Origin of the sequence: Streptomyces sp. NPDC059679, from assembly GCF_042734105.1 — a bacterium.
Taxonomy (GTDB): Bacteria; Actinomycetota; Actinomycetes; order Streptomycetales; family Streptomycetaceae; genus Streptomyces.
Window position 1 is genome coordinate 1 of sequence record NZ_JBHWES010000018.1, and the last position, 11,316, is coordinate 11,316.

Sequence of the window (11,316 nt, forward strand, 5' to 3'; positions counted from 1 at the left end):
GGGCCGGCCCCGGCCGTGTGTCAGGAACCGGCGGTCGCCGGCACATCGGGCTCCTTTGCCGCCGAGGGAGCCTTCGCCAGGTGGCCCTGACCCGTCCTCTTCGGCGCCTCGCTGAGCCCGAACCTCCGGTGCACCCGGCGCAGCGGACCCGGGGCCCACCAGTTGGCCGAGCCCGCGAGCCGCATGAAGGCGGGCAGCAGCAGGCCGCGGACGACCAGGGTGTCCACCACAAGGGCGACCGTCAGACCGAGGCCGAGCATCTTCTGGAAGGTGATCTGAGCGGTGAACAGGCTTACGACCATCACCATGCCCAGCAGCAGCGCCGCCGCCGTCACCAGCCGGCCGGTCAGCTCCAGGCCACGGGCCACCGCGGCGGTGTTGTCCCCGGTGCGCTCGTACTCCTCCTTGATCCGGGAGAGCATGAACACCTCGTAGTCCATCGAGAGGCCGAACATCAGACAGAACATCAGGATGGGGGTGAGAGCGATCAAGGACCCGGTCACCGTGGCGCCCAGCGCCCCCGCCAGATGTCCCTCCTGGAAGATCCACACCACGGCGCCGAAGGTCGCACTCAGACTCAACGCGTTCAGAACCAGTGCCTTGAGCGGCAACAGCAGACTGCCGGTGAACAAGAAGAGCAGCACAAATGTGGACAGCATCATGAAACCCAGCACCATGGGCATCCGGTCGCCGAGCGCGTCCAAGGTGTCGACCAGTGCGGGGCCACTGCCCGCCACCCTCACCGGCCAGGGGGAGTCGGCGCCGCGGATGTCATGGACCAGCCGCTCACCGGCGGCGGAGAACGGCTCGACGTCCGGGGAGACCCGCAGATAGGTGGCGGACTTCGCGGCCAGCGAAGCGGTGGCGGGTCCGGCCGGCGCCACCCTCGCGCCGTCCGCGAACACACCGGTGGACGAGGCCACCGACTCCACGCCGTCGAGCTTCGAAATCCGCTCCGCGTACGCGCCGATCGCCGCGGACTGCTGCTTCGGGTCCCCGATCCCGGTGGCCACGATCGCGATCACATCGGCCTCCCGGGAGACGAAGTCCTCCCGGATGATGTCCCCGACCTGGCGGCTCTGCGCGGTCTTGGGCAGCTGACGGTCGTCCGGCAGGCTGTATTTGGCGCCCAGGAACGGGGCCCCGAGGAACAGCAGAGCCGCGGTCGCCACCACTGCGACCGGCGCGGCGAAGCGCATCACGAAGGTGGCCAGCCGATGCCACACGCCGCGCTCCAGCTCGGCCCGCGGCCGGGGCGGGCGGCCGAAAAGACGCCGCACGCCCTTCCGCAGATCCAGGCTGTCGATTTTCGAGCCGAACAGCGCGAGCAGCATCGGCATCACGATGGTGGCCGCAAGCGCGGCGAACAGCATCACACCGATGCCCGCCACTGCGATCGAGCGCAGGAACAGCAGCGGGAAGAGCGCGAGGGCGGCCATGGAGAGCATCACCGTGACGGCGGAGAACACCACGGTGCGCCCAGCCGTGCGCACCGCGGCCACGATCGCCTCGGACCGCACCTGTTTGTCCGTCAGATCGCCGCCACGGTCCCTGATCTCCTCCCGGTACCGGGTCACGATGAACAGGCTGTAGTCGATGGCGATGCCCAGGCCGATGATGGTCGTCACATTCAGCGCGAAGACCGACACATCGGTGAACAGCGTGATGGTCCGGAGCATCAGCAGCGTGCCGAGCAGCAGCGGAAGGACCATCAGCAGGGGCAGAAGCGCCGAGACCAGGCTGCCGAACACCAGCAGCAGGATGACGAAGAGCACCGGAAAGGCTATGGCCTCCATCCGCTGGAGGTCCTTTTGGACGGTGTGGTCGGTGTCGAAGCCCATGGCGGTGCTGCCGCCGAGCTTCACCTCCAAAGACCCCTGCCGACCGGCGAACTCCTTGCGCAGCCCCTCGATACGGTCCGCGGCGGCGTTCTCCCCGCCGCCGATGTGTCCGATGACCATGGCGTACCGGGAGTCCTCGCTGCGCAGCCGCTGGTCTCTGCCCTGGCTCCAGTACGAGCCGACCTGGGAGATCCCGGGCTCGGCCGCCAGCCGCCGGGTCAGAGCGGCGCCGTCCTCGGCTGCCGTGCCCGAGTCGACCGAGCCGGGCGCCCGGACCAGCAGCACCAGATTGGAGTCCTTCACCCCGAAATGCTGGTCCAGGGCCTGCTTCGCCAGGCTGGACTCCGACTTCGGGTCCTCGAACCCGCCGTTGACGAGCTTGCCGACGACAGGCCCGCCCAACGGGCCGGCTATCAGCATGAAGCCGAGGACCGCGATGAGGAACGCCCTGGGGCGCCGGACGATGGCCCGGGCCAAGCGATCGAGCATGGACTTTCTCCTTACCGAGTCTTCGTCAGTGCGTAGTCATGGATGTCGGCCCAGATGAGCACCGGGCGCGGCATCGCTCCCCCGGCCCGCGGGCGCCTCGGCATCACCCGGCGGCGGGAGGCGTACGGGACGCCGTCGGCATCCCGGTACTCGCTGGTGAGATGGCAGGCGTGGGCCCAACTGCGCCCGAAAACCTCGGCGGTGTACTCGTGCTCGGTGACCAGCCCGGTGGCCGGGTCGAGCCGGAAACGCTGCTGCGGGCAGTGGGTGGCCAGATGCGCGGGGAAACGCGCCAGGAGGGCGTCGGGGCCGTCGGCGCGCCAGCTCATGTCCTCGCGGCGCAGCAACGCGGGAAAGGCGAGGTAGTTCCACAGGGCGTAGCCCAGGAAATACATCATGTCCAACGAGTCCCAGCGCAGCAGGCGGCGGCCGCCGGGGAACGGTGCGCGGGCGTCCATGCGCCGCGCGACGACCGCGCCGTCCCGCTCCAGCCGCACCTCGTGGCCCTCCAGCACCCCGTCCAGGGGGCCGTCGAAGCCATGGAACCGGATCCGCTGCCTCGCCACCTCCGCGGTGATGTGCATCCGCTCGAAGGTCCCGGCGCTGCCGCGCTTCCAGCGGAAGAGCAGGCCGCCGCAGGAGAGCTCCGCCTCGATCCGCTCGGCGGACGCCCAGCGGCCCGCGCCGCCGTACGCCGCGAGGGTGCGGTCGAGGACCGCCGCGTCGGCTGTCTCACGGGCCCCGGTCATGCCTTCGCCCCCTTGCGTACGGCGGCGATCCGGCGCGGGGCGGTGGCCAGCGTGGCGGCGAGCCGGGCGAACCACAGCAGATAGCCGGCGGAGCCGGACCCGGGCCGGGGCACCACCCCGAAGCCCAGCATCAGCCCCAGTGCGTCGATCTCCTGCCAGCTCTCCACGATCTTGCCGTCCTCGATGCGGCAGATCACGATCTGCCCGAGGGAGAACGGCCGACCGGTGGGCGGCAGTCCGCGGTAGGGGCCCAGATGGGTGCCGGTCATCCGGACCCGGCAGGCGACCCGGTCGCCGATCGGGATCAGGTCCTCGATGGTCGCCTTGGCATCGGGGAAGCCGGTCAGGATCCCGCGGATGAAGCGCTCGTAGCCCTTCGGGCCACGCAGCGGCTCGGGCTCGGCGTGCGGCGGGGAGTGGCCTCGATAGTTCTCGTGGAAGATCTCCTGGCAGATGTGCACGGCCTGTTCGTTGACGCACTCCGCGATCCAGCGGCGCAGTGGCAGGGCATTGGCCTCCAGCAGATCGGCGGAGGCCGGGGCGGTGCCCGACAGGGCGCCGCGGAAGGCGGGGGTGCACTGCCGGTCGGTCCCCCGCCATGGCCACGGCTGGTCCTGCGGCACACGGTGATGGGCCCGGTGGTGCGCCACCGCGATGGCCCAGCCCAGCGCGCGCGGCGCGCTCGTGGTGCCCAGCGGCGGCGCGGCACCCAGGGTGATCAGGGTGCCGAGCGCGTCCGTCTGCTGCCAGATCTCGGCGATCCGGCCGCCGGGGCCGTCCTCGATACGGAAGATCAGCGTCTGCGAGAACTCCACCTCGCGTCCGGTGGCGGGGACGCCCAGCCAGGGCCCTCGGTGGGTCCCCCGGTGGGTGAGCCGGGCCACCACCCGGTCACCGGCGCCGAAGAAGTCCTCAACCTCGGTACGCAGGTCGGGGAACGCGCGGTGCAGCGAGACGAGCTGGTCCCGGACGCCGCCCGCGCCGCGACCGTCCGGGCCGAGCCAGGGCGGATTGTGCAGCCGGGCCTCCCGGGTCACCAGCCGGTCGGCCAGCGCATGCTGCCGGGCGCCCCCACACTCATGGAGATAGGCCCATACGGTCTCCAGGCCCGCCCGCAGGGCGGGTTCGGTGGCGAGCGTCATCGCGCTCCACCTCCGTGCACCGGGCAGCCCGCGGCGGCAGCGGCGGCAGCGGCGGCAGCGACGGACTCCGCGTCCGCGACCGCGAGGACGCGAGGCGCGGCGGGCGGCGCCTTCTCGCGCAGCGCGACGGTGGCGATCACGCCGTATTCCTGTCCGAGGGTGATCCCGGGGCGTGGGATCACGGGGTGGCCGGGTGCGAGCCGGACCCGTACCCGCTGCGCCATCATGGCCAGCACCAGCTTCATCTCCTGGAGGCCGAAGACATCGCCGATGCACTTGCGGGGACCGCCGGAGAACGGCCACCAGGCATAGCGGTGCGGACCCTGCTCGCCCAGCGGAATCCAGCGATCGGGGTCGAAGCCCTCGGGGTTGGGCCAGAAGTCCGGGTGCCGATGGGTCACAAAGGACGAGAGCAGCACCATCGAGCCCTTGGGGATGTCGTAGCCCTGCACGGTGTCGTCCTCCAGCGGGGTGCGCGAGATGAGCGACACCGGCGGGTAGAGCCGCAGCGACTCACGCACCACCCGGTCCACATAGGGCAGTCGGGGCAGATCCTCGACGCCGGGGAGGCGGCCGCCCAGCACCTCGTCCACCTCGGCCTCCAGCCGCGCGGCGACCTCGGGGTGGCGGGAGAGCAGATACAGCGCCCAGGTCAGCCCGGAGGCGACGGTCTCATGGCCGCCGAACATGAAGGTCATGACCTCGTTGCGGACCTGCTCGACGGTCATGCCCGAGCCGTCGTCCTCGGTGGCGGTCATCAGAGCCTCGAGCAGATCGTCGGGGTGCGGCCCCCGGTCGGCCCGCCGGTCCTCGATAACGCGGTAGATGATCCGGTCGAGCTGCTTCCTGGCCCTGGCGAACCTCAGATTGGCGGGGGTGGGCACGCCCTCCGGCAGGCTGACGAACTTCCCGAACTTCTTGTACGCCTCGCCGATGGCCACTTCGACGGCGTGCGCCATGACCTCGGAGTCCTGCCGCCAGTTCGCGCCGAACAGGGCGCCGCCCAGAACACTCAGCGCCAGCCGGGTCATCTCGAGGGTGATATCCATCTCGCGGTGCGCGCGCGCCGCGGCCTCCCAGCGGTCCAGCAACTCGGCGGTGACCTCGGTCATCCCGGTGGCAAAGCTGGTGATCAGGCGGCGGTGGAAGGCGGGCTGGCAGAGCCTGCGCTGGCGCCTCCACAGCTCGCCCTCGCTGCAGATGAGGCCGTCACCCACCAGGGCCCGCCAGCGGTCGCTGACAAAGGGCGTCTTGGGGAAGTTGCGGTGCTTGTCCTGCAGGATCTCCTTGATCCCGTCGGGGTGGCCGACGAAGAACACCGGGAAGAGCGGGCCGATGCCCTCGAACCGCACGACATCGCCGTACTCCCGGCGCCCCCGCTGCAGGGCCTGGAGGATGTCGGCCTGAAAGGCCCGTGCGTTGCCGAGGACCGGCTCGCCCTTGGGGCCTGGTGCTTGACGGGTCATCGGGATCCCTCCTCAACGGGGCGAAGCCACATCCACATGGGGTCCCGGGGGCGCAGCGAGATCGCAGGCTCCGGGAAGACCCGCTGGCCCTCCACCAGGTCCAGCCGGAACCGCTGCGCGACCATGGCGACCACCAGGGGCATCTGCAGCATCGCGAACGAGTCGCCGATGCATTTGCGCGGTCCCGCGCCGAACGGGAGATACGCCATCCGGTGGCGGCCCTCGCTGTTCTCGGGGGTGAACCGCTCGGGTTCGAAGCCCTCCGGGTTGTCCCAGAACTCGGGGTGGCGGTGCGTCACATAGGGGCAGACCACCACCCAGCGCCCGGCGGGCACGTGATAGCCGCCGATTTCGTCGTCCCGCGCGGCACAGCGCATATAGACGAAGATCGGCGGATACAGCCGCATGGCCTCCTGGAGCACCATGGTCGTGTAGGCGAGCTTCGGCAGGTCGTCCACGGTCGGGACGCGCCCGGACAGTGTCCGGTCCACCTCGTCCTGGACCCGGCGCCTGCTCTCGGGGTTGAGCGAGAGCAGATACCAGGTCCAGGTGAGCGCGGTGGAGACCGTCTCATGGCCGGCCACGAAGAAGCCGCTCACCTCGTCCCTGATCTGCTCGTCGGTGAACACCTCGCCGGAGCCGGGGTCCTTGGCGCCGATGAGCATGCTGACCAGGTCGTCCTCGCCGCCCTCCCGGCGACGGGCGACGATCATCGGGTAGAGCACCGAATTGATCGTCCCGAGCGCGTCCCGGAAGCGCCCCCGGGCCTTGGAAGGGATCCGCAGCGGGTCCACGGGAGAGGTCATCCGGCGGTGGGTGAAGCTCAGCGTTCCCTGGACGGCCGGCTCGATCCGGGCGATGGCGTCGGTGAGATCCGCCTTGAACAGCGCTCTGGCCAGATTGGCCAGGCTCAGATGCATCATCTCCGACTTGATGTCCAGCGGCCGACCCTGGCCGCGGCGCCGCTCCCAGTCGTCCAGCATCTCGGAGGTGGTGCGGGTGAAGGTCTCCCCGAAGCGGCGGAGAATGTCGCGGTGAAAGGCGGGCTGGGTGAGCCGCCGGGACCGGAGCCAGGAGCCGCCCTCGGCAGCCACCAGTCCGTCCCCGACGATCGTACTCAGACAGCCCTGCACCTTGCGCGGCCGCGGATAGTGCTTGTGCTGGTCGCGCAGCACATGCTGGACATGGTCCGGGTGGGCCAGCAGATTGATCCTCAGCGGGCCGCGGAAGTTGACGATGTCGCCGTGGTGCCGGAACGCGTGCATGAACGCCGACACGTTGTCCCGCTGGATCTCACGGATGCTGCCGAGCACGGGGTGGCCCCGGGGGCCGGGCGGCACGAATACGGTGGTCATGGGGGGGCTGCCTTTCACCTGTCCAGAGCCAACTGCGGCACGTCGTCGGGTTTGAAGGTGGGCACGTCCAGACCGGTGCCGAGGTGGTCAAGCACTTCACGGGCCGTGTTCATGCCGGAGAGGATCACCCGGAAGGACGCCGGGCCCTCCTCGGTCCAGTGACCGGAGAGGAACAGACCGGGCACCGGCGTCTGGTGGGCGAGCCGCTTCCCTCCGATCTGGTGGGGGCTCAGCGCCCAGCCATAGGTGGCGCCCTCGTGATTGCGCGTATACCGCTCGATGGTCACGGGCGTGCCCGCCTGCAGGAACGTCAGATGGTCGCGCAGGCCCGGGATCACGGACTCGAACTCGGCGAGCAGGGAGTCCGCGAACCGGTCCTTGTGCTGCTGCCACGGCTTGTCGCCGGGCAGCCGGTACGGCGCCACCGCGGTGCCGATCAGCAGATGCTCGCCCGGCGGAGCGAGCCCGGGATCGAGCATCGTCATCACGGACAGCGACATCCCGCCCGGTCGGCCACCCATCAGGTCCCGCCAGGTCCCCTCGTGGTCCCAGTGGTTGTACTTGAAGGTCTCGTGCGCAACGCCGAGGGCGGGCACATCCTGCGTGGTCGCCGCGTAGACGACGCAGGCGGACATCGACGGCCGGAGCCGCCGCAGCCGCCGGGCGTAGGGCCCGGGCAGGTGCTCGGCGCCGACCAGGTCCTCGAAGGTCTGGCGGGCGTCCGCGTTCGAAATGACCACCGGGGCGGTGCACACGTCCCCCTCCGCCGTGCGCACCCCCACGACCCGGCCGTCCTGCAGCAGGATCCGCTCGACGGGGGTGCCGGTGACGACCTGGCCCCCGTTTCGCTCGACCGCGGTGAGAAAGGCGTCCACCAGATTCTGGAAGCTGCCCTTGCAGTAGTACGGGCCGTCGATGAGCACCCCGATGAACTGGGCGTAGGCGAAGAACGACAGCTGAGAGGGCGGCGCCCCCATATACGGCCACAGGGCGGAGCACATGGCCTTCAGCCGCGGGTCGCGCAGATATTCGTCCATGACCTGCGCGAGCGTCGCCGTCCGGTATTTCATCAGCGTCGGCAGCAGCTCCTCCAACTGCCCGAGAGCCGACGGGTCGGTCACCCGCATGGGCGCCTGCGCCGTCTCCCAGAACATCTGGCGCCGCAGCTGGAAGAAGGCACGGATGCCCTCCGCCTCATCCGGGAAGAGCCGGATATGGGCCTCCATGAACTCCTCCAGGCCCGTGGGCGCGAAGACGCTCATCCCCGGGAACTCCGCCTGGTAGAGATGGTCGATGACCGTCAGCTCGCACCGGTCCTGAACGCCCAGCCACTCCAGCAGCCCGAGCACCATCTCGCCCTCGGCCAGCACCCGGATCGCCGAGTCGAAGGTCCGCCCGTCCCGGGTGAAGGCATGCGCGAGCCCGCCCAGACCTTCGCCCTGCTCACAGACGAGAACCTTCAGCCCCGAACGCGCCAGGACGGCCGCGGCCGAGACGCCTCCGAGCCCGCTTCCGACGACGATGGCGTCCCACTCCGCGCTTTTCCTGGTGACGGGCTGGCTCATCTCACCCTTCCTCCGCTCGGTATCCGCACTGCCCAACAGATCCGGCGCCGCGCCGCGCGGATACATCCTTCGCGGGTGTATCCACGGGCCGCCGGCCGGGATCTGTAAGAAGAGGAAGGCTGTGCCCAGGACAGAAAGGGAGCCGATCGCATGGGAAACCCGCACGACCGCGAGCGGGACGAGGGAAGCGAAGCCGCCGCCGCGGCGGCCGTCTACTCCCGGCCCCTGCTCGCCCTGTACGACACACTCATCCTGGGCGCGGTGTGCCGTGCGGTGTGGCGCTGCCCGCCCGAGGAGATGCTGGCCCTGTACGACCGGCATGTCTCCGACCGCCATCTCGACATCGGTCCGGGCACCGGCTACTTCCTCGACCGGTGCCGCTTCCCCACCCGCCTGCCGCAGATCACCCTGGTCGACCTCAACCCGACGGTGCTGGCGACCGCACAGCGCCGGATCGCGCGCTACGGCCCCACGGCGCTGTGCCGCGATGTGCTGCGCCCGATGGAGCTGGAGGGGCGGCGGTTCACCTCAGCCGCGCTGAACTTCGTACTGCACTGCCTGCCTTCAGGGGCGCCGGCGAAGTTCGCCGTCTTCGATCACCTGCTGCCCCATCTCGAGCCCGGGGCCCAGGTGTTCGGCAGCACCGTGCTGGCGCACGGCGTGCGCCATACGGCGGTCTCCCGGCTCCACCTGCGCGAATGCGTGAGACGCGGGGTGCTCAACAACTCCGAGGACTCGCTGGAGCTGCTGGACGAAGCACTCGGGTCCCGATTCGAGCGCCATCACATCCGGGTGCGCGGCACGGTCGCGCTCTTCGACGCGACCATATGACGCAGGCCCTGCCGGACAGATGTCCGGCAGGGCCTGCGGATACGCGGAAGTCGGCTACTTGCCGGTCTCCTTCTCGTACGCCTTGATGACCTCGTCGGTCGGGCCGTCCATCAGCAGCTCGCCCTTCTCCAGCCACAGCACCCGGTCACAGGTGTCCCGGATCGACTTGTTGTTGTGGCTGACCAGGAAGACCGTGCCGGCGTCCTTGCGCAGCTCGCGGATGCGGGCTTCCGAGCGCTTCTGGAACTTCCGGTCGCCGGTGGCCAGCGCCTCGTCGATCATCAGCACATCGTGGTCCTTGGCGGCGGCGATCGAGAACCGCAGTCGGGCCGCCATACCGGAGGAGTAGGTGCGCATCGGCAGCGTGATGAAGTCGCCCTTCTCGTTGATGCCCGAGAAGTCGACGATTCCCTGGTAGCGCTCGCGGATCTGCTCCCGCGACATCCCCATGGCCAACCCGCCGAGGATGACGTTCCGCTCGCCCGTCAGGTCGTTCATCAGCGCCGCGTTGACGCCGAGCAGCGACGGCTGGCCGTCGGTGTAGACCTTGCCGCGCTCGGTGGGCAGCAGCCCCGCGACGGCCTTGAGCAGCGTCGACTTACCGGAGCCGTTGGAGCCGATCAGACCGATCGACTCGCCGCGGTAGGCCACGAAGGTGACCCCGCGCACGGCGTGCACCTCGCGCATGCCCGGGGCGTTCTTGCGGCGGAGGATGCGGCTGAGGGCCGCGGTGGCGCTGCCGCGGCCACGGGGACCGCCGTTGACGCGGTAGACGATGTGCACATCGTCGGCGATGACGGTCGGGATCCGCCCCGCGGCCGGGGCCGCCTGAGCGGCCTGCGGCGCCTGGGAGGTCTGGGACGCCTGGGAGGTCTCGTCAAGGGTCTGCTCAGCCACGGCCGTACTGCTCCTCTGCCTTCCAGAAGTACACAAAGCCGCCGATGCCGAAGACCACCGCCCAGCCCAGGCCCAGTGCCCACACATGCGGAGGCAGGTACTTCTGACCGTAGTCGTCGATCAGCGCGTACCGCATCAGGTCCATGTAGACGGCGGCCGGGTTCCCCAGCATGACGTCGGCGATCCAGCCGCTCGCCCCCGCCCGCTCGAGCGTGGGCGCCAGCGGGTACATCACACCGGACGCGTACATCCACGTCCGCAGCAGGAACGGCAGCAGCTGCGCCAGGTCCGGGGTCTTGGCCCCGAGCCGGGCCATGATCAGCGAGAGACCGGTGTTGAAGACGAACTGCAGTGCGAGCACCGGGAGGATCAGCAGCCAGGCCAGGGCCGGGTAGTGCCCGAAGCCCACCAGCACGACGACCAGCACGATCATCGAGAACAGCAACTGCTGGAGCTGCTGGAGCGAGAAGGAGATGGGAAGCGAGGCACGGGGGAAGTGCAGGGCCCGCACCAGACCCAGATTCCCGGAGATCGCGCGCACACCCGCCATCGCGGAGTTCTGCGTGAACGTGAAGACGAAGACACCCGTCACCAGGAACGGGATGTACATGTCGTGGTCCATGCCCCTGTTGCTCTTCAGGAGCAGGCCGAAGATGAAGAAGTACACCGCCGCGTTCAACAGCGGTGTCGCCACCTGCCACAGCTGGCCCAGCTTGGCCTGGCTGTACTGGGCGGTGAGCTTGGCCTGCGAAAAAGCCAGAATGAAGTGGCGCCTGCCCCACATCTGCCGGACGTAGTCGGGCAGGCTCACCCGGGCGCCGCTCACCGACAGCCCGTACTTCGCCGCCAGCTCTGCCGGGGCCAGGCCGTCATCAGGCGACGGCGGGGCGCTGGCGACCGCACTATTGTGCGTAGTCTCGCTCACAGTTGACACTTTCGTCCTCATCAGGGGTGCGCTGACGGGGGCCGCGCCCCGGGTCG

Annotated in this window: 9 protein-coding genes; 1 reads left to right on the forward strand and 8 read right to left on the reverse strand. The window is 69.7% G+C overall.

The features are described from left to right. Nucleotides 1-20: 20 nt before the first annotated feature. The 6 genes from ACFV2X_RS20480 to ACFV2X_RS20505 are packed head-to-tail and all read right to left on the reverse strand — an operon-like array spanning nt 21 to nt 8,607. Nucleotides 21-2,330 (reverse strand): MMPL family transporter, encoded by a 2,310-nt coding sequence (locus ACFV2X_RS20480; RefSeq protein ID WP_385618219.1) that lies wholly within the window; start codon nt 2,328-2,330, stop codon nt 21-23. A gap of 11 nt (nt 2,331-2,341) precedes the next feature. Further along, nucleotides 2,342-3,079 carry a hypothetical protein gene (locus tag ACFV2X_RS20485; RefSeq protein WP_385618221.1) on the reverse strand — a complete coding sequence of 246 codons (738 nt, stop codon included), beginning with the start codon at nt 3,077-3,079 and terminating at the stop codon, nt 2,342-2,344. Then, entirely contained in the window at nt 3,076-4,221 is a 1,146-nt protein-coding gene (locus ACFV2X_RS20490; protein ID WP_385618223.1) for an ester cyclase, read from the reverse strand. The genes ACFV2X_RS20485 and ACFV2X_RS20490 overlap by 4 nt, the downstream gene beginning before the upstream one ends. Further along, nucleotides 4,218-5,687, reverse strand: coding sequence for a cytochrome P450 (locus ACFV2X_RS20495; RefSeq protein ID WP_385618225.1), 1,470 nt, complete (start codon nt 5,685-5,687; stop codon nt 4,218-4,220). The genes ACFV2X_RS20490 and ACFV2X_RS20495 overlap by 4 nt, the downstream gene beginning before the upstream one ends. After that, nucleotides 5,684-7,042 carry a cytochrome P450 gene (locus ACFV2X_RS20500; protein ID WP_385618227.1) on the reverse strand — a complete coding sequence of 453 codons (1,359 nt, stop codon included), beginning with the start codon at nt 7,040-7,042 and terminating at the stop codon, nt 5,684-5,686. Before ACFV2X_RS20500 ends, ACFV2X_RS20495 begins: the two co-directional genes overlap by 4 nt. Nucleotides 7,043-7,056: 14 nt before the next feature. Beyond that, a complete protein-coding gene (locus ACFV2X_RS20505) occupies nt 7,057-8,607 on the reverse strand; it encodes a phytoene desaturase family protein (RefSeq protein ID WP_385618229.1) in 1,551 nt (516 codons plus the stop codon). 150 nt (nt 8,608-8,757) lie between these two features. Between ACFV2X_RS20505 and ACFV2X_RS20510 the strand changes: the two genes are divergently transcribed. Next, nucleotides 8,758-9,438, forward strand: a complete 681-nt coding sequence (locus tag ACFV2X_RS20510; protein ID WP_385618231.1) for a class I SAM-dependent methyltransferase — start codon at nt 8,758-8,760, stop codon at nt 9,436-9,438. A 54-nt stretch (nt 9,439-9,492) separates the two neighbouring features. Here the strand turns inward: ACFV2X_RS20510 and ACFV2X_RS20515 are convergent, their stop codons facing one another. Next, a complete protein-coding gene (locus ACFV2X_RS20515) occupies nt 9,493-10,335 on the reverse strand; it encodes an ABC transporter ATP-binding protein (protein WP_385618233.1) in 843 nt (280 codons plus the stop codon). Beyond that, nucleotides 10,328-11,260 carry an ABC transporter permease gene (locus tag ACFV2X_RS20520; RefSeq protein ID WP_385618235.1) on the reverse strand — a complete coding sequence of 311 codons (933 nt, stop codon included), beginning with the start codon at nt 11,258-11,260 and terminating at the stop codon, nt 10,328-10,330. Before ACFV2X_RS20520 ends, ACFV2X_RS20515 begins: the two co-directional genes overlap by 8 nt. Between the last annotated feature and the right edge of the window lie 56 nt (nt 11,261-11,316).

What these genes read in the sequence shown, in the direction of transcription:
- ACFV2X_RS20480 (WP_385618219.1), bottom strand. Translation starts at nt 2,330, where the DNA reads ATGCTCGATCGCTTGGCCCGGGCCATCGTCCGGCGCCCCAGGGCGTTC.
- ACFV2X_RS20485 (WP_385618221.1), bottom strand. Translation starts at nt 3,079, where the DNA reads ATGACCGGGGCCCGTGAGACAGCCGACGCGGCGGTCCTCGACCGCACC.
- ACFV2X_RS20490 (WP_385618223.1), bottom strand. Translation starts at nt 4,221, where the DNA reads ATGACGCTCGCCACCGAACCCGCCCTGCGGGCGGGCCTGGAGACCGTA.
- ACFV2X_RS20495 (WP_385618225.1), bottom strand. Translation starts at nt 5,687, where the DNA reads ATGACCCGTCAAGCACCAGGCCCCAAGGGCGAGCCGGTCCTCGGCAAC.
- ACFV2X_RS20500 (WP_385618227.1), bottom strand. Translation starts at nt 7,042, where the DNA reads ATGACCACCGTATTCGTGCCGCCCGGCCCCCGGGGCCACCCCGTGCTC.
- ACFV2X_RS20505 (WP_385618229.1), bottom strand. Translation starts at nt 8,607, where the DNA reads ATGAGCCAGCCCGTCACCAGGAAAAGCGCGGAGTGGGACGCCATCGTC.
- ACFV2X_RS20510 (WP_385618231.1), top strand. Translation starts at nt 8,758, where the DNA reads ATGGGAAACCCGCACGACCGCGAGCGGGACGAGGGAAGCGAAGCCGCC.